The 17,029-nt window shown below is 69.5% G+C and carries 14 protein-coding genes and 1 rRNA gene; 7 read left to right on the forward strand and 8 right to left on the reverse strand.

The window, feature by feature from the left end:
- Positions 1 to 242: 242 nt before the first annotated feature.
- Complete coding sequence (locus tag IWX89_RS14820) at positions 243 to 677, forward strand: Rv3235 family protein (RefSeq protein ID WP_134510721.1); 435 nt, start codon at positions 243 to 245, stop codon at positions 675 to 677.
- Positions 678 to 707: 30 nt separating this feature from the next.
- Here IWX89_RS14820 and secA read toward each other — a convergent pair whose 3' ends face one another.
- The 6 genes from secA to mtrA all read right to left on the reverse strand — a co-directional run bounded on the left by secA (position 708) and on the right by mtrA (position 9,217).
- Positions 708 to 3,509 (reverse strand): preprotein translocase subunit SecA, encoded by a 2,802-nt coding sequence (gene secA / locus IWX89_RS14825; protein WP_196904316.1) that lies wholly within the window; start codon positions 3,507 to 3,509, stop codon positions 708 to 710.
- Between the two features lie 112 nt (positions 3,510 to 3,621).
- Positions 3,622 to 4,323 carry a ribosome hibernation-promoting factor, HPF/YfiA family gene (gene hpf, locus IWX89_RS14830; protein WP_196904317.1) on the reverse strand — a complete coding sequence of 234 codons (702 nt, stop codon included), beginning with the start codon at positions 4,321 to 4,323 and terminating at the stop codon, positions 3,622 to 3,624.
- Between the two features lie 101 nt (positions 4,324 to 4,424).
- Entirely contained in the window at positions 4,425 to 5,114 is a 690-nt protein-coding gene (locus IWX89_RS14835; protein WP_196904318.1) for a ComF family protein, read from the reverse strand.
- An 86-nt stretch (positions 5,115 to 5,200) separates the two neighbouring features.
- A complete protein-coding gene (locus tag IWX89_RS14840) occupies positions 5,201 to 6,883 on the reverse strand; it encodes an LpqB family beta-propeller domain-containing protein (protein ID WP_196904319.1) in 1,683 nt (560 codons plus the stop codon).
- Positions 6,876 to 8,531, reverse strand: a complete 1,656-nt coding sequence (gene mtrB / locus IWX89_RS14845; protein ID WP_307836582.1) for an MtrAB system histidine kinase MtrB — start codon at positions 8,529 to 8,531, stop codon at positions 6,876 to 6,878. Before mtrB ends, IWX89_RS14840 begins: the two co-directional genes overlap by 8 nt.
- 5 nt (positions 8,532 to 8,536) lie before the next feature.
- Positions 8,537 to 9,217 (reverse strand): MtrAB system response regulator MtrA, encoded by a 681-nt coding sequence (gene mtrA / locus IWX89_RS14850; protein ID WP_196904320.1) that lies wholly within the window; start codon positions 9,215 to 9,217, stop codon positions 8,537 to 8,539.
- A gap of 135 nt (positions 9,218 to 9,352) precedes the next feature.
- On the opposite strand from mtrA, the gene IWX89_RS19040 reads away from it, so the two are divergent.
- From IWX89_RS19040 to IWX89_RS14875, 5 genes are read left to right on the forward strand one after another with little or no spacing between them, the layout of a single operon-like run.
- Positions 9,353 to 10,510 carry a glycerophosphoryl diester phosphodiesterase membrane domain-containing protein gene (locus IWX89_RS19040; protein ID WP_196904321.1) on the forward strand — a complete coding sequence of 386 codons (1,158 nt, stop codon included), beginning with the start codon at positions 9,353 to 9,355 and terminating at the stop codon, positions 10,508 to 10,510.
- Positions 10,507 to 11,187: a DUF4129 domain-containing protein gene (locus tag IWX89_RS14860; RefSeq protein WP_196904322.1), complete on the forward strand. Its 681-nt coding sequence runs from the start codon at positions 10,507 to 10,509 to the stop codon at positions 11,185 to 11,187. The genes IWX89_RS19040 and IWX89_RS14860 overlap by 4 nt, the downstream gene beginning before the upstream one ends.
- The gene (locus tag IWX89_RS14865; protein ID WP_231383341.1) at positions 11,184 to 12,431 is read left to right on the forward strand and encodes a DUF4350 domain-containing protein; all 1,248 of its coding nucleotides are present in this window, start codon (positions 11,184 to 11,186) and stop codon (positions 12,429 to 12,431) included. Before IWX89_RS14860 ends, IWX89_RS14865 begins: the two co-directional genes overlap by 4 nt.
- Positions 12,428 to 13,399 carry a MoxR family ATPase gene (locus IWX89_RS14870; protein ID WP_196904323.1) on the forward strand — a complete coding sequence of 324 codons (972 nt, stop codon included), beginning with the start codon at positions 12,428 to 12,430 and terminating at the stop codon, positions 13,397 to 13,399. Before IWX89_RS14865 ends, IWX89_RS14870 begins: the two co-directional genes overlap by 4 nt.
- 1 nt (position 13,400) lies before the next feature.
- The gene (locus IWX89_RS14875; protein WP_196904324.1) at positions 13,401 to 14,708 is read left to right on the forward strand and encodes a DUF58 domain-containing protein; all 1,308 of its coding nucleotides are present in this window, start codon (positions 13,401 to 13,403) and stop codon (positions 14,706 to 14,708) included.
- 72 nt (positions 14,709 to 14,780) lie between these two features.
- Here the strand turns inward: IWX89_RS14875 and IWX89_RS14880 are convergent, their stop codons facing one another.
- Positions 14,781 to 15,776: a stage II sporulation protein M gene (locus IWX89_RS14880; protein ID WP_196904325.1), complete on the reverse strand. Its 996-nt coding sequence runs from the start codon at positions 15,774 to 15,776 to the stop codon at positions 14,781 to 14,783.
- A gap of 17 nt (positions 15,777 to 15,793) precedes the next feature.
- On the opposite strand from IWX89_RS14880, the gene IWX89_RS14885 reads away from it, so the two are divergent.
- Entirely contained in the window at positions 15,794 to 16,648 is an 855-nt protein-coding gene (locus tag IWX89_RS14885; RefSeq protein WP_196904326.1) for an RDD family protein, read from the forward strand.
- 298 nt (positions 16,649 to 16,946) lie between these two features.
- Here the strand turns inward: IWX89_RS14885 and rrf are convergent.
- A 5S ribosomal RNA gene (gene rrf / locus IWX89_RS14890) occupies positions 16,947 to 17,029 on the reverse strand; the annotation flags it as partial.

Raw genomic sequence — 17,029 nt, forward strand, 5'->3', positions numbered from 1 at the left:
TGGCCGCCGGTTATCCACAGGGGATATAAGCGCTAGACACCGCAGCGGCGGAATGGTTGAGTGTCCGCCATGGACTCCACCCCCGCTCGGGGGGTGCGCCCTGGTGATCCGCCCGGATTCCCGAGCCACTCGAACGCCAGCACCAGTTCCAGACGCACTCAAGCACCACCCGAAAGCCAGAACCACCCGGATGCCCAGGCGGACTGCGCCAGGGAAGCGGGCTAACGCGCCTCGGAGGAGTCATGACCGACCCTGCTGCCGACCCGGCACCGCACACCCGCGCCGAACGATTCCTCGACGAGGACTTCTTCGGTCACCAGCCGAGTCCGAGGGAACAACTTCCCGATCCGGAGCCGTTGCTGGTGAATCTCACCCGGTGCGTGATCGAAGTGCTGGCCGGCGCACGCGAACTCGACCAGCTCGCGCGCTGGGTCAGCGACGACGTCTACCGCCACCTGCTCAAACGGGTGGTGCTGTCGTCACGGGCCCGTGCGGTCAAGGGCCAGCAGGCCCAGCGCCCGGCCATCAGTATCGGCCGGGTGACCATCACGGAGCCGCGCGACGGAGTGATCGAGGCCGTGGTCATCGTGCACAGCCGCGTTCGGGTGCGCGCCGTCGCGCTCCGGTTGGAGGGCCTCGACCACCGCTGGCGGGCCAGCGCGATCAACGTCCTGTGACGACTTCCTGCCTGATTCCGTCCTGCGTGACTACTTCTTGCCCTGGGCCCGTCGCTCGGCACGGTTGACGGGGGCCGGCGCGCTCGCGTCCCGCTGGCCGAACGCCCCACGCGCGGTGGAGGGGGCCGGGGCGGGTTCATCCCCCGGCGCCTCGGCCACCGCCGCCGCCTTGCGTGCCCGGTCCGTCGCGGCCTGCTGGATCTGGCCCCGCTGGTTGCGCACCTCGACTCCGCCGGAGTCGCTCGGGGCGGTGTAGCTGAGCTTCTCGTCGCCCGCCGCCGGGGTGAGACCCTTCGCCGCCACGACCGGACCGGCAACGGCGCCGGGACCCTGGCTGACCTCCACCTCCAGGTTGAACAGGAATCCGACGGTCTCCTCGCGGATCTGTCCCATCATCTGCTGGAACATGGCGAAGCCTTCGCGCTGGTATTCGACCAGCGGATCGCGCTGCGCCATGGCGCGGAGGCCGATGCCGTCCTTGAGGTAGTCCATCTCGTACAGGTGCTCGCGCCAGCGGCGGTCGATCACCGAGAGCACGACCCGGCGCTCGAGTTCGCGCATGGCCGGGGAGCCCAGGGATTCCTCCCGGCGCTGGTAGGCGACCTTGGCGTCCGAGATGATCTCACGGCGCATGAAGTCGCGGTTGATCCTGCCCTTGTTGCCGGCCTCGGCGACAACCTCGTCGATGGTGAGGCCGACAGGGTAGAGCGTCTTCAGTTCGGTCCACAGGGCGTCGAAGTCCCAGTCGTCGCCGTTACCCTCACCGGTGTGCACGTCGAGCACCTCATCGATGACGTCCTCGAGGAACCGCTGGGTGCGCTCGTGCAGGTCGTCGCCCTCGAGGATGTGACGGCGGTCGCCGTAGATCGCCTCGCGCTGGCGGTTGAGCACGTCGTCATACTTGAGCACGTTCTTGCGGATTTCCGCGTTCCGGCCCTCGACCTGGGCTTGGGCGCTGCGGATGGCTCGGCTGACGACCTTGGATTCGATGGCCATGTCGTCGGGCACACCCTGCCGGCCCATCAGGCTCTCGGCGGCTCCGGCGTTGAACAGGCGCATCAGGTCGTCGGTCAGCGACAGGTAGAACCGGCTCTCGCCCGGGTCGCCCTGCCGGCCACTGCGGCCGCGGAGCTGGTTGTCGATCCGGCGAGACTCGTGCCGTTCGGTGCCGAGCACGTAGAGCCCGCCGGCGGCGATGACCTTCTCCGCCTCCTCGGACACCTCGGCCTTGACGGCGGCGAAAACGTCGTCCCAGGCCTCCTCGTACTCGTCGGGAGTTTCGACCGGGCTCAGTCCCTTGGCGTTCATCTGGGCGACGGCGAGGAACTCGGCGTTGCCGCCGAGCATCACGTCGGTTCCGCGGCCGGCCATGTTGGTGGCGACGGTGACAGACCCGAGCCGGCCCGCCTGGGCGACGATCGCGGCTTCCCGCGCGTGGTTCTTGGCGTTCAGGACCTCGTGGCGCACGCCCTTCTTGGCGAGCAGGCGCGACAGGTACTCGCTCTTCTCGACGCTCGTGGTGCCGACGAGGATCGGCTGGCCCTTTTCGTGCCGGGCGACGATGTCCTCGACGACCTGGCCGAACTTCGCCTCTTCGTTCTTGTAGACCAGGTCGGACTGGTCCAGGCGCCGCATCGGCTTGTTGGTGGGGATGGAGACCACACCGAGCTTGTAGGTGCTCATGAATTCGGCGGCTTCGGTCTCGGCCGTTCCGGTCATGCCGGACAGCTTGGAGTACAGCCGGAAGTAGTTCTGCAGGGTGACCGTGGCGAGCGTCTGGTTCTCGGCCTTGACCGCCACGCCCTCCTTGGCCTCGATCGCCTGGTGGATTCCCTCGTTGTAGCGGCGGCCCATCAGGATGCGCCCGGTGTGCTCGTCGACGATCAGCACCTCGCCGTTCATCACGACGTAGTCCTTGTCCTTCTTGAACAGGGCGTTCGCCTTGATCGCGTTGTTCAGGAACGAGATCAGCGGGGTGTTCGCCGACTCGTAGAGATTGTCGATGCCGAGGTAGTCCTCGACCTTCTCGATGCCGGGTTCCAGCACGCCGACGGTGCGCTTCTTCTCGTCGACCTCGAAGTCCACGTCGGGGATGAGGCGCTTGGACAGGCTCGCGAATTCGGTGAACCAGCGGTTGGCCTCACCGGATGCCGGGCCGGAGATGATCAGCGGGGTCCTGGCCTCGTCGATCAGGATCGAGTCGACCTCGTCGACGATCGCGTAGTAGTGCCCGCGCTGCACCATGTCCGAGGCCTGCCAGGCCATGTTGTCGCGCAGGTAGTCGAAGCCGAATTCGTTGTTCGTCCCGTAGGTGATGTCGGCCATGTACATCTCGTGTCGCTGCTCCGGCGTCTGGCCGGACAGGATGCAGCCGGTGGTCATGCCCAGGGCGCGGAACACGCGGCCCATCAACTCGCTCTGGTAGCTGGCCAGGTAGTCGTTCACGGTGATGATGTGAACTCCGCGGCTGGTGATCGCGTTCAGGTACGCGGCGGTGGTCGCGACGAGGGTCTTGCCCTCACCGGTCTTCATCTCGGCGATGTTGCCCAGGTGCAGGGCAGCGCCGCCCATGAGCTGCACGTCGAAGTGACGCAGGCCGAGCGTGCGAGTGGATGCCTCGCGCACCGCAGCGAACGCCTCAGGCAGCAAGTCGTCCAGCGACTCGCCGCCCGAGTAGCGCTCGCGCAGCAGCACGGTTTCGTTCTTCAGTTCCTCATCGGTGAGGTGACTGAAGTCCTCTTCCAGCGCATTGATGGCCTTCGCGAAATGCTCGAGACGACGCAGGACGCGCCCTTCACCAACACGAAGAACCTTTTCCAGAATTGAGGCCACGAATGCACTCCATATAGTCGTCATGGCGCATACTCACGCCTGTCGTCCGGCCGGACGCATGTATTCCGGCGCAGCGCGCCGACACAGCGGCAACTATAACAATGCTAGTTGGTCAGTTGCTGCGCTTCGTGGTGGACGGCACGGCCTCCCGGAGTTCGTCGCTGTTCTCGTCCAGCTCGATCACACCGTAGTCCCAGCCCTTGCGCCGGTAGACGACGCTGGGCCGCTTGGTCTCCGCGTCCTGGAACAGGTAGAAGTCGTGGCCGACCAGCTCCATGAAGTAGAGCGCGTCATCCACGGTCATCGGGGCCGCGGAGAAGACCTTGCGGCGGATGACGACCGGTGAATAGGTTTCCTCCGGCTCCTCGACCGTGACCTCCGGGTTCACGACCTGGATCGCTCCCGTGCGCACGCGCTCGAGGGTTTCCGCGTCGGCCGGGGTGATGTCGACGACACTGAAGTCGACCGAGGCGGCGTCGTGCAGCGAGGTGGGCCGGTGGGCGCCGCCACGGTGCAGCTTCTGGCGGTCCTTCGCCCGGCGCACGCGCTCGAGCAGCCGGCCGAGCGCCACGTCGAACGCCGCGTACTTGTCCGAGCCGTCGGCCTCGGCCCGGACGACGGGCCCCTTGCCGATCAGCGTCAGTTCGACGCGGTCATTGCCCGTCGCCCCGTTCTTCTCACGGTGGCGGCTGAGCTTGATTTCCAGGGCGAGAGCCTTGTCAGCGAGACCGGCGACCTTCTCGGCCTTCTCCGTCGCATACTCCCGGAAACGATCAGTGATCCCTAGGTTTCGTCCTACGATGTTTGTTTCCATGACGACCTCCAGATCTGGCGAACCGCCCTTTTATCTGGGCGATTAGTACGCGCCTTTAGCTCCCACCGTAGTGCCGTCCACCGGATAAGTCATCGCTTTTGTCAACGAGTTTCCGATGAACGATCGGTGACGGCGTGGCGACGCCGTGTTTCCGCCAGAGTGGCCACTCCGACCACATCGCCGCCGGCCTCGAGTATGGCCCGACGGGCCTCGAGAACCGTCGCCCCGGTGGTGAGGATGTCGTCGACGACCAGGGCGCGGAATCCGTCCAGGCGTCGGCAGGCGACCAGGGAGCCTTCCCGGTTCGAGCCGCGTTCCGCACTGTCGAGGCCGACCTGGTCCGACGTCTCACGGACCGCACGCAGCACCCGCGTCGGCGCCAGCCCACCCCGGCCGAGCAGCAGATCAACCGGGTGGAAGCCCCGCTGCCGCCAGGCCCGCCGCGACGACGGCACTGTGACCAGGTGGATGCCGGGCCCGCCGCCCCCCGCGGCTTCCGCGGCGAGCGCGGCGACGACGGCGGAGCGGAGGGACACGGAGAGCACGCCCACGGCATCCGTGCGCCCGCCGTCCTTGTACGCGGCGATCACCTGCCGGGCCACGCCCGCGTAGTCGAGTGCGGACCACACCGGCACTCCGCGCCGTTCGGTGCAGTGCACGGCGGGCTGCAGCGCCGCACGGCAGTCCGTGCAGAGCGCCCGGTCCGGTCGGCCGCACCCGCTGCAGTCGGTCGGCAGGACCACCGCCCACGCGTCGAGCAGGGCCTCCCCGACGCCGGACGACCGCCTCATCGGATCATCCTGCGTCGGGGCGGCTGCGGACGGGCCCGGCGCAGCGGCGCCGGTGGAGAACCGCCTTCTCCCGAGCCGGGTAGGGGCTAGCCGCCGATCCCCTGCTGGGTGGCCAGGAGCGTGACCGCGTCGATGCGCTGCTGCCAGCCGACTCCGCGCTGCACCAGGAGACCGCCGGTCGAGGAGAGGGCGCGCAGGTCGCGCAGGCTGTTGCTGCCGACGATGGCGACGCTGTCCGGAGCGGACTCGAGGATCGAACTGACGCCGCCGATCTGCTGGGCGACGATGCGCTCGGCGCCGCCCGGAACCACGGTCAGGTACGCCACCGTGAGTTCATCGATCCAGGTCGCGTCGACCGGCTCGCCAACCTCGGAGGCCAGCTGCACCTCGTCGCCGAGGGCGACCGGCAGGTTCTTCTCCCGCTTGATCGACACGACGACGAATCGGGTGTCCGTGCCCGCCCTCAGCAGCGCGATCAGCCTGGTGCCGTCGCGTGAAACCCGGAGGGACTGGATCGCCGAGGCTTCCGGCCATGGCGTCGGCACCGCGGTCGCGTCCCCGGCCGGGCTGTACACGAAGAGCTCCCCCGGGCGCCCGGCCGGCACCGACCAGACATAGCCGTGGTTGTCGACCGCCGGCGAGATCAGGCCCTGCCGGGGATCGAGCAGCTTCGGGTCGTCACCCACCCGCACCCCGTAGACGCCGGAGCCGGTCAGCGCGGCCGCGACGGTCTGCCCGGGCGAGAGCGTCACGGCGCTCGGATTGAGGGCGACGATGTGGTCGGAGAGCCCGGGAATCGGCGTGGTAGTCTTCCCGGTCGCCGCGAGGAAGCCGAACTCTCCGTTCCGCAGCACCAGCGCCCTGGCGTCCACCCGGGGGTTCAACACCGGCGCATTCGCACCCAGGTCGCCGATGTCCTGGGAGTTCTGGTTGATCGTGATGGTCACCGTCAACCCCGCGGGGAGGCTGCTGCTCAGTTGGGCGCGCATCCGCTGCAACGTGAGCCGGTCTGCGTTCAGGGCTTCGCTGTTCAGGTCGACCTTGGCGTCCCTGGCGACGACCTGCACCGCGTCGGCGGTGAGCTTGGTCCCGCCCGGGAACGCGGTCACGACCGATCCGGCCAGCCACGGGCTGGGGCCGGCGAGCATCCCGTTGACGATCTTGGTCAGGGTGGCCGCGCCACGCGGGAACCAGCGAAGATCGGGCACCAGGTAGCTGAAGTCGGGGTCGAAGAAGTAGAGCGCCTGGGCGCTGAACACGTCCCGGAAGGTGGTCTGGTCGATCACCGTGCCATTGGGAGCCGCGCTGATCCGCCACTGGCCGCCGACCTGCACGAACTGGTAGCGCAGCGGAACCGCCGCCAAGGATTCGACCTCGTGGTACTCACCGATCTCGTCCACCTCGGCGACCGGGTTGACCGTGAAGACCATCGTGCGTTCGTCGGCGGCCACGATGGTCCGGCCTCCGCCGTCGTCGACGGTCACCCCCGTCTCCGGGTTCCAGGACCCGCTGTAGCTCGGAGCCAGGAATTCCCGGGCGATCTCGTAGTCGTTCTCCGGGCTGGTCGCCGCGTCGATGAAGCCGCGAAGGATGCCCTCCTGGCTGGCGTCCTTCTGCGGCCTGGACGGCAGGAAGACCGGGGCAGGGGTGTCCCCGGGGCCCGCCGCCTGCCCTGGCCTGACGCTGCCGTCCCTCGGGATGCCGGAGCACCCGGCCAGGCACAGCGCGACCGTGAGCATCGCGGCCAGGGTCCCGAACCGTCTACGCATGGTGCCCTCCCGTGACGATCCGGGCCGCGGCCTGGTCCAGGGGGTCGAGCCCGGCATCGTCCGGCGGCAGGGGGCTCGGCGAGGCGGTCAAGGTGCCGTGCGCCGTGCGCGGCAGGGTCAGCCGGAAGCAGGAGCCCTTGCCGGGGCTCGACCAGACCTGCAGCCAGCCGCCGTGCACCGCGGCATCCTCGAGCGCGATCGAGAGTCCGAGGCCGGTGCCGCCGATGGTGCGTTTGCGGGAGGGGTCTGCCCGCCAGAACCGGTCGAAGACGTGGCCGATGTCGGCCTGGCTCATGCCCAGTCCGTAGTCCCTGACCGACAGGGCGACGGCGGTCGCGTTGCTGTCGACCGAGACGACGATGGGTTTGCCTTCCCCATGCTCGATCGCGTTGCCGATCAGGTTATGCATGATCCGGCGGATGCGACGCGGGTCGACTTCCGCGTCCAGGTGGCCACCGGGCGCCACGAGCGTCAGTCGCGACCCCTTCGAGTCGCCCAGAGAGCGGAGGCCGTCGATCGCATCCTCGGCCAGGTGGACCAGGTTCGTCGGTTCCGTCTCCAGCTCCACGGACCCGGCGTCGTACTTGCTGATCTCGAGGAGGTCGCTGAGTAACAGTTCGAACCGTTCGACCTGGGTGTGCAGCAGTTCGGCGGTGCGGCCGGTCGCCGGCGGGAACGTGGCACGCTGGTCGTAGAGCAGGTCACCGGCCAGCCGGATGGTGGTGAGCGGGGTGCGCAGCTCGTGCGACACGTCCGAGACGAAGCGCTGTTGCACCTCGGACAGGTCTGCAAGCTCCCGGATCTGGCTCTGCAGGCTGTCCGCCATCCCGTTGAACGATTTCGCCAGGGTGGCGATGACGTCGGCGCCCTTCTCCGGGATGCGCACCCCGAGGTCGCCGGAAGCCAGCCGCTGGCTGGTCTCCGCGGCGACCCGGATCGGCGTGACCACGAACCGCACCACGATCCAGGTCACGGCGCCGATCAACAGGATCAGGATGAGGCCGGCGAACAGGAGAGTGCGCTGCACGAAGAACAGCGTGGCCTCGGCCTCGCCGAGGTTGTATCCGATGTACAACTCGTAACGCCCGGCGACCGGGACGGTGAGCTGGGAACCGACGACGATCCCGGGCACCTCACCGCCGTCGTCGGTCGCCAGCGTCACGGACTGCCAGAACTGCTTTCCTGGCTCACCCTGCACCGAGCCGCGGAGCTCGTCCGAAATGACCGACGTCGACTCCCCGAAGGTCGAGAAGTCCTGCGGCGCCGCCGTCGAGGGATCCTGGCCCGGCACCCGGAAGACCGCGATGAGCCGACTCGACGATGCCGCCGAGATGGAGCTGCGGGCGGAGCCGAGCAGGCTCTGCACCTGCACCCGGTCCGAGGCGTCTGAGGCGTCCAGGATGCCCTGGGCGGCCGCCGTTGCCCGGTTCGAGTCCAGTTCGACCTGGCCCAGCCGGGACTGGAACAGGTCGTTGCCGACACTGACCGACACATAGACGCCGACGAGGGCGATCGCGAAACCGGACAATGCCACGGTGATCGTCACCGTGCGGAATTGCAGCGAGGACCGCCACAGTCGGCCGACCCTTGCCGGCCAGGACCGCCAATCCCGCCAGTCGATGCGGGCGAATCCGGTGCGGACGGCCACGAGAACTAGCCGGCCGAGCCGGCCCGGTAGCCGACTCCGCGCACGGTCATCACGATGCGCGGGTTGTCCGGATCGTCCTCGACCTTCGCGCGCAACCGCTGGACATGCACATTGACCAGCCGGGTGTCGGCCTTGTAGTGGTAACCCCAGACCTGCTCGAGCAGCATCTCCCTGGTGAAGACCTGTTGCGGCTTCGACGCGAGCGCGAGGAGGAGATCGAACTCGAGCGGGGTGAGGTTGATCTGGCGTTCGCCGCGCCGCACCTCGTGCCCGGCGGCATCCACGACGAGGTCGCCGATCTGCAGGTTGGCCGGGGCGTCGTTCGAGACGGGACGCAGGCGGGTCCTGATCCGCGCGACCAGTTCCTTGGGATTGAACGGTTTGACCATGTAGTCGTCCGCTCCGGATTCGAGGCCCTTCACGACGTCGGTCGTGTCCGTTCTTGCCGTAAGCATGATGATCGGCGTACCGGACTCGGCACGGATGAGACTGCACACCTCGATGCCGTCGAGGCCCGGCAGCATGAGGTCGAGCAGGATGAGGTCAGGCTTGGTCGCGCGGAACGCTTCCAGCGCCAGCGCACCATCGGCGCAGAAGAATGGTTCGAAGCCTTCGCCGTGCAACACGATGCCGATCATCTCTGCCAGCGCGGTGTCGTCATCGACGACCAGAATGCGTGCGTTCATACGTCCGTTTTCAGCTCAGTCACCCTGGAATTCCCCCCGGTGAGTAGTGCAATCTTTGGGTCAAGAGTAGTCGAGTGTTCGGTGTGATTCCCGAACGAACCGGTTACCGGGCCGAGGTGTGCCAGCATTGGTCTCGTGACGGACCCGCAGAACTGGCAGTCCCCGACGAATGACGGGCAGAATGGACCGCGTTATGGCGAGCAGGTCCCGCCGCTCGCGCCGCCCGGCGGCGGTCTCCAGCCTGGCTGGAACGCCCCGTCCGGCTGGACTCCACCCCCACGACCCGGGCTGATCCCCCTGCGCCCACTGGGCTTCGGCACCCTGCTCTGGGCCCCCTACCAGGTGCTCCGCCGCAATCCGAAGGCCACCTTCGGGAGCGCCCTGCTCATCCAGGCCGTGGTCACACTGGTCACACTCGTCGTCGTCGGTTCGGTCACGTTCTTCGCGCTCAGCCGGGTGGACAGCGCGCCGCTCGCCGAGCGGGACGCGGTGCAGGCCGGGGCCTGGGTCGGCATCGCCCTGTCCGCGCTGATCCCGATCGCGCTCTCGCTCGTCGCCGGCGCCCTGCTCCAGGGCGTCATCGTCCTGGAAGTGGCCCGGGCCACTCTCGGCGAGAAGCTCCGACTAGCCCAGCTCTGGCGCCTGGTCGGCCGCCGGCTCTGGCCACTGGCGTTGTGGACCGTGCTGCTCAGCGCCGCCGCCGTGCTCGCCCTCGGCCTGGTGACCGGGGCCGTCGTCCTGTTCGTGACGCTCGGCGGGGCGTGGGTCGGCCTCGCGGTCATCCTCGGCATCCTGGGCGTGCTGCTGTTCATCGCGGGCGCCGCCTGGCTGGGCACCAAGCTGTCCCTCGTGCCGTGCCTGATCGTGCTGGAGCGACTCGGCATCCGCAAGTCGGTGCGGCGGTCATGGTCTCTCACCCGCGGGTACTTCTGGCGCACCCTCGGGGTGCAGCTCCTCGTCGCCGTGATCATCAACGTCGTCAGTCAGGTCGTCGTCACTCCCGTTTCCATCCTGTTCTCGGTTGCCACCTCGCTCGTCGATCCCAATGCCAGCTTCGACGCCTACCTTCCCTCGGTCATCCTGTACGTGCTGGTGCTGTTCGTCAGCCTGGTGCTCGGCGCGGTCGCAACCGTCGTGCAGTCCGCGACCGTCGCGCTGATCTACATCGACCTGCGGATGCGCAAGGAAGGCCTCGACCTCGAACTGGCCAGGTTCGTCGAGTCCGCGCCGGGCAGCGGCGCCACGGACCCGTATCTGGTCGGCGCCGCGGGCACGGAGGCCCCAAGGGCATGATCGGCGGGTGGGGGCTCGGAACGACGGTGCTGGCCGGCATCCCGGTCGACCCCGACGCGCCCGAAGCGCGCCGCTGGCTCCGCGAGGAGCTGGCGAAGGCGCCCTACCAGGCGGCGCGGCCAACCTGGTTCGACCGGCTTTCCCAGGCGGTCCTCGACTGGTTCCGCTCCCTGGTCGCACCGTCCGGTGAGGGCGTCGCCGGCTGGGTTCCGTTGATCGTGACCATTGTCGTCGCCCTGCTGCTCGTTGCGCTGTTCCTCATCTTCGGCCTTCCCCGGCTGAACCGGCGGAGCAGCCTGGCCGCCGACCTCTTCGGGGTCAACGATCGCCGCTCAGCCGCCGACCTGCGCACTGCGGCCCTGGCGGCCGCCTCCCACCGGGACTGGACCCTCGCCGGGATGGAGATGTTCCGGGCGCTCGCCCGAGGCCTGTTCGAGCGCACCATCCTGATGACGACGCCGGGCACGACAGCCCACTCCTTCGCCGAACGGGCGGCCGAGGCCTTCCCCGGGGACAGGGTGCGCCTGGCCGCGGCCGCTGACGTGTTCGACGGCCTCCGCTACCTCGGCCAGGTCGGCACCGAGGAAGGTTTCCTCGCCCTGGCCGCCCTCGAAAGCGATCTCCGGGGCGCCAGCCCGGTGCGCCGGGAAGATCCTGCACCCGCGGTCCTTTCATGACCCCGGCGACGGATGCGGCCACCGCGCCTGCGATGAACCCGGCGACCGACGCGGTGTCGTCGACGCCGACCCTGCGCACGGCACTCCGCCGGTCCGGCTTCTGGGTGGCCGCGGGCGCCGGCGCCCTGCTGGTGGCGATCATCGCGACCGCCGTCGCCGGCGGCAGCGCGCCGGGCGGACCTCCCCTGGCGGCGGACAACGCCGCCCAGGCCGGCGCCATGGCCCTTGTCGAGGTGCTTCGGAACCAGGGTGTTGACGTGACCGTGGCCGGCACGCTCGAGGAGGCGACGGCCGCCGCGGCCGGATCGACGGACCCCACGCTGTTCTACTTCGACGCCGACGGCTTCCTGACCCGCGACCAGGTCCGGGCGATGGCCGGGCTGGCCTCCCGCACCGTCGTCGTCGACCCGGACTTCGACACCCTGCAGGCGCTCGCCCCCGGTGTCGGTTTCGGCGGACTGGCCGCCTCCGGCGCCCGGTCCGCGGGCTGCGACATCCCGTCGGCGGTCAAGGCCGGCCGGCTCTCCCCCGGCGGAAAGACCCTCACGATCGCCGCGGACGCCGCCGCGCTGACCGGGTGCTTCCCGTCGGGACGGGGCGCCTTCGCCCTGGTCGCCCGCCGCGACGCGGACCGCACGATCACCCTCGTGGCCGACACCGCCGTGTTCAGCAATGACACGATCACCCGCAACGGAAACGCCGCGGTCGCCCTCAACCTGCTCGGGTCAAGCAGCGACCTGATCTGGTACCTGCCGACACTCGCGGACGTGGCCCGCACCGGGCCCCCCTCGCTCGGAGAGCTGACACCGGGCTGGGTCACCCCGACGCTGGTCCTGCTCGTGGTCGTCGCCCTGTCCGCCATGGTCTGGCGAGGACGACGATTCGGCCCGCTCGTCGCGGAGAACCTCCCCGTCACCGTGCGAGCCAGTGAAACCATGGAGGGCCGGGCCCGGCTGTACGCACGCAGCAATGCCCGGCTGCGAGCCGCCGACGCCCTGCGGGTCGGAGCGCTCCAGCGCCTGGCCGGGAAGGTCGGCCTCTCCCGGCTCGCCGGCCTCGACGAGGTGATCCTCGCCGTGGCGGCCGCCACTGGCCGGGCGCCCGGCGACGTGCGGGCCGCGCTCGTCGACGCCGTGCCGGCCAGCGACCGCGACCTCATCGCCCTGTCAGACCAGATCCAGGATCTCGAGCGGGCCGCGGCTCGCGCGACCACCCCACCGCCACCCGGAAGAATGGACCCATGAGCACCCACACCGCTGCCGTCGACACCCTCAGAGACTCACTCGTCCAGGTGCGCACCGAGGTGGGCAAGGCGGTCGTCGGCCAGGACGGCGCGGTGACGGGGCTGATCATCGCCTTGCTGGCGCGTGGACACGTGCTGCTCGAGGGGGTGCCGGGCGTCGCGAAGACGCTGCTGGTGCGGTCCCTCAGCCACGCCCTGAGTCTGGAGACCAAGCGGGTGCAGTTCACGCCCGACCTCATGCCGGGGGACGTGACCGGTTCCCTCGTCTACGACGCCAAGGTCGGCGAGTTCGAGTTCCGCAAGGGCCCGGTCTTCACGAACATCCTGCTCGCCGACGAGATCAACCGCACTCCGCCGAAGACACAGTCCTCGCTGCTCGAGGCGATGGAGGAGCGCCAGGTCAGCGTCGACGGCGTGTCCCTGGCCCTGCCGGATCCGTTCATCGTCGCCGCCACCATGAACCCGATCGAGTACGAGGGAACGTACACGCTGCCGGAGGCGCAGCTCGACCGGTTCCTGCTCAAACTCGTGCTCGACATCCCGGAGCGCGACGCGGAGTTTGAGGTTCTCCGCCGGCACGCCGACGGTTTCAACCCCCGCGACCTGGCCGGCGCCGGGGTCACCGCCGTGCTCGGCGCGGAGGAGTTGCGAGCGGCGCAGGCGGCCGTGGCATCCGTCGGGTCCAGCCCGGATGTGCTCGCCTACATCGTCGACCTGGCCCGGGCGACCAGGCGCAGCCCCTCGGTGAAGCTGGGCGTGAGCCCCCGGGGCGCCACCGCCCTGCTCGCCTCGGCCAAGGCCTGGGCCTGGCTGAGCGGCTACGACTCGATCACCCCCGACCACATCCAGGCGATGGTGCTGCCGTGCTGGCGGCACCGGATCCAGTTGCGGCCGGAGGCCGAGATGGAGGGCGTCGCGGTCGACGCGATCCTGCGCGCGGTCATGGCGCAAGTCCAGGTGCCGATCTAACGTGACCGTCACCGGTCGTTTCGTCGCGCTCGTCGCCCTGGGCGTCGTGCCGATCGTCGCGCTCGGGCGCACCCCGGGCAGCGCCGCCCTGGTGCTCGGCCTGTGGCTGCTGCTCGTGCTCGGCGCGGGCATCCTCGATCTCGCGCTGGCCGGGTCCCCACGAACCGTGTCGCTCGCGCGCAGCGTGCCGGCCAGGGTGCGCCTGGGCGAGACGGTCGCGAGCGACCTCTACCTGACCAACACCGGGACGAGGCGCCTGCGGGCGATCGTCCGGGACGGCTGGCAGCCGTCGGCCGGCGCCGGCAACAACCGCACCCGCGTTCTCATCCCGCCGGGGGAACGACGCCTCGTCTCCCTGCGGCTGGCGCCGTCGCGCCGCGGAGAACGCCGGGCGAACCAGGTGACGGTGCGGTCGAACGGCCCGCTCGGCCTGTGGGCGAGGCAGGCGACCCTCGACTGCCCTGGGCGGGTGAGGGTGCTGCCCCCGTTCAACGCCCGCAAACACCTGCCCTCCCGGATCACGCGGCTCAAGGAACTCGACGGCCGCACCAGCCTCCTCGTGCGCGGACAGGGCACGGAGTTCGATTCTCTCCGCGAATACGTGCGGGGAGATGACGTGCGCTCCATCGACTGGCGAGCCACCGCCCGGCACAGCGATGTCATGGTGCGCACCTGGCGCCCGGAACGCGACCGCCGCGTCGTCATCCTGGTCGACAGCGGGCGCACCTCCGCCGCCCGCATCGACGACGAGCCGCGACTGGACACCGCCTTCGAGGCGTCGCTCCTTCTCGCCGCACTCGCGTCCCGGGCCGGCGACCACGTCGACTTCATCGCCTATGACCGCCGGGTGCGCGGCAGGGTACAGGGGGCCCAGGGCGCGGAACTCCTGTCCCGGATGGTCGACGCCATGGCGCTGATCGAACCCGAACTGATCGAGATGGACTGGTCCGCCGTGCCCGGCCAGGTTCGCGCCGCGACCAGCCAGCGGGCGCTCGTCGTTCTCGTCACCTCGATCGACGCCGCCGGCGCCTCCACGGCCCTGCTGTCGATGCTGCCGCAGCTGACTCGCCGGCACACGGTGGTGGTGGCCTCCGTCACCGACCCGGCCACCCTGCTGGCCAGCCGTCAGCGCGGCAACCGGGAAGAGGTCTACCGCGCGGCGGCCGCGGAACGGGCCATGCTCGACGTCGCCCGGGTGTCCGCCGCCATCCGTCAACAGGGCGCGGATGTCGTCACCGCCGCCCCCGCAGACTTGCCGCCGGCCCTCGCGGATCGTTACATCGCGCTCAAGGCCGCCGGGCTGCTCTGACCGCCGGCTGCGCTTGACCGCGTGCTGGGCACCGCCGCTGGTCTGCGTAGGCCTGGCGGGCCGGAAGCGGGTTCAGGCCGCGTAGATGCGGGTGGCCCCTGCCTCGAACTCGGCCAGGTCGCCCGTCTCACCGGCGCGCATGGCCCGGCCGCCGAGCACGAGCATGTACGCGAGGAATCCGAGGAGCGCGACGGCCCCGATGCCGATCTTGACCGGCCACGGCCAGGGTGCCGGGGTGACGAAGCCCTCGATGACGCCGGAGACGAAGAGCACCAGCACGAGCCCGATCGCGACCGTCGACAGGGCGCGGGCGTCTTCGGCCAGCGCCTGTGCCCGGGTGCGCCCCCCTGGGGCGATCCAGGCCCAGAAGATCCGGAGCCCGCCGGCCGCGGCGACGAAGATGGCGGTCAGCTCGAGCAGGCCATGCGGCGCGATGTAGAGGAGGAAGACGTCGCCCTTGCCGTAGGCGAACATGACTCCGGCGGCGACGCCGATGTTCTGCGCATTCTGGAGCACGATGTAGGGCACGTAGACGCCGAGGATCCCGAACGCGATGCACTGCGCGGCGATCCAGGCGTTGTTGGTCCAGACCTGCCCCGCGAACGACGCCGCCGGATTCTCGGAGTAGTAGTTCACGAAGTCCTCGTTCGCCATCTTCTGCAACTGCGCATCGGAGCCGAAGTTCGCGAGGACTTGCGGGTCACTGGTCGCCCAGGCGGCGTAGAGCCCCGCGACGACCGCCGTGACGACCGCGACCGCGAGGGTGAGCCAGCGCAGGCGATACAGAGCCGCCGGCAGCTGGAGCACGAAGAAGCGAGGCACCTGGGACAGCACGTTCGCGCTCGCCCCGGTGAACCGCAGACGGGCACGGGACAATGCCACCGACAGCCGGTCGCCCGCAAGGGTGGAGCCGGCGGTGGTCTTGATGAACGAGAGCTCGGTGGCCCCCGCCTGATACCGCGAGATCAGCTCGTCGGACTGCGCACCGGAGAGCCGGCGCTGGGAGCCGAGCTCGGCCAGCCGGTCCCATTCGGCGCGGTGCGCCGCTGAATACGCGTCGAGGTCCATCTGCTCTAATAGTAGACATGGCGGAGCACGGGAATGTGGCCGATCACGGCGAGTATCCTCTCCACGAGTTCGAGCTCGTGACCGGCGAGGCCGTGGCGCTAGATGTGCGCCCGGCCAGCGTCATCCTCCGTGCCGCGGGCACGATCGTCGACTGGCTCGCCTACCTTCTCCTGTTCGTGGTGATGGCCTTGGCGGTCATCTGGCTGGTGGGCGATTCGATCGACGAGGCCCTGGCCAGGGCCCTGGGCATCTCTGGGCTGGTGTTCTCCATCCTCATCGTTCCGATGACCGTGGAGACGCTCACGGGCGGCCGGAGCCTGGGCAAACTGGCGATCGGCGCCCGGATCGTGCGGGACGACGGCGGAGCGATCCAGCTTCGCCACGCGTTCATTCGCGCCCTCGTCGGCGTGATGGAGTTGTACTTCACGTTCGGCGGGCTCGCCGCGATGACGGCCCTGCTCAACAGCAGGTCCAAGCGGCTGGGCGACCTGCTCGCCGGCACGTACAGCCAGCACGAACGCGTCCCGGCCGACACGGCCCCTGTGCGGGGCCTTCCGCTCGAACTCGAGGAGTGGGCGCAGACGGCCGATATCGTGCGGCTCCCCGACCGGCTCTCCCGGCGAATCGCGCAGTTCCTGCGGCAGGCTTCCCGGCTTACCCCGGACTCGCGGATGCGGCTCGCCACCGGCCTCGCCGAGGAGGCTTCCGCGTTCGTGTCGCCGCTGCCGGCGGTGCCGGCGGAGATGTTCCTGCTCGGGGTTGCCGCGGTACGGCGCGACCGCGAATGCGCCGCACTACTGCTGGAGCGCAGCCGCCTGGAGCGGCTGCGGCCGGCGCTCGAGAACCTTCCGCACGGCTTCCCGAACCGGTAGCCCACGGATGCCGTGACGGCAGCCCGCCCCCGCGTCCAGGGTGCTCGTGACGCACGGTGCGCTTCGGGGCGCACGTTCCAGGGTGCGCCGGTTTCGCGAACCTGCGCCGCGAGCCTCGCCCGGCCTGTCCGGGAGCCGGTCTCGACAGGCTCGACCACCGGTGCCGGCTCGGCGATCGGTGGTCGAGCCGGTCGAGACCCCGGGGCGTTAACGCAGGACGGCCACCTGTCGGGGTGGCCGTCTTGTTAACGCAAAATGGCCACCCATCGGGTGGCCATTTCGCTTGTTGCTAAGTTAAGTCCGGCGGTGTCCTACTCTCCCACAGGGTCCCCCCTGCAGTACCATCGGCGCAGAGAGTCTTAGCTTCCGGGTTCGGAATGT

Source organism: Cryobacterium sp. MP_M3 (assembly GCF_015752155.1).
Taxonomy (GTDB): domain Bacteria; phylum Actinomycetota; class Actinomycetes; order Actinomycetales; family Microbacteriaceae; genus Cryobacterium.

What these genes read in the sequence shown, in the direction of transcription:
- IWX89_RS14880 (WP_196904325.1), bottom strand. Translation starts at nt 15,776, where the DNA reads ATGGACCTCGACGCGTATTCAGCGGCGCACCGCGCCGAATGGGACCGG.
- IWX89_RS14835 (WP_196904318.1), bottom strand. Translation starts at nt 5,114, where the DNA reads ATGAGGCGGTCGTCCGGCGTCGGGGAGGCCCTGCTCGACGCGTGGGCG.
- IWX89_RS14820 (WP_134510721.1), top strand. Translation starts at nt 243, where the DNA reads ATGACCGACCCTGCTGCCGACCCGGCACCGCACACCCGCGCCGAACGA.
- mtrA (WP_196904320.1), bottom strand. Translation starts at nt 9,217, where the DNA reads ATGAACGCACGCATTCTGGTCGTCGATGACGACACCGCGCTGGCAGAG.
- IWX89_RS14870 (WP_196904323.1), top strand. Translation starts at nt 12,428, where the DNA reads ATGAGCACCCACACCGCTGCCGTCGACACCCTCAGAGACTCACTCGTC.
- IWX89_RS14840 (WP_196904319.1), bottom strand. Translation starts at nt 6,883, where the DNA reads ATGCGTAGACGGTTCGGGACCCTGGCCGCGATGCTCACGGTCGCGCTG.
- IWX89_RS14865 (WP_231383341.1), top strand. Translation starts at nt 11,184, where the DNA reads ATGACCCCGGCGACGGATGCGGCCACCGCGCCTGCGATGAACCCGGCG.
- IWX89_RS14860 (WP_196904322.1), top strand. Translation starts at nt 10,507, where the DNA reads ATGATCGGCGGGTGGGGGCTCGGAACGACGGTGCTGGCCGGCATCCCG.
- hpf (WP_196904317.1), bottom strand. Translation starts at nt 4,323, where the DNA reads ATGGAAACAAACATCGTAGGACGAAACCTAGGGATCACTGATCGTTTC.
- IWX89_RS14885 (WP_196904326.1), top strand. Translation starts at nt 15,794, where the DNA reads ATGGCGGAGCACGGGAATGTGGCCGATCACGGCGAGTATCCTCTCCAC.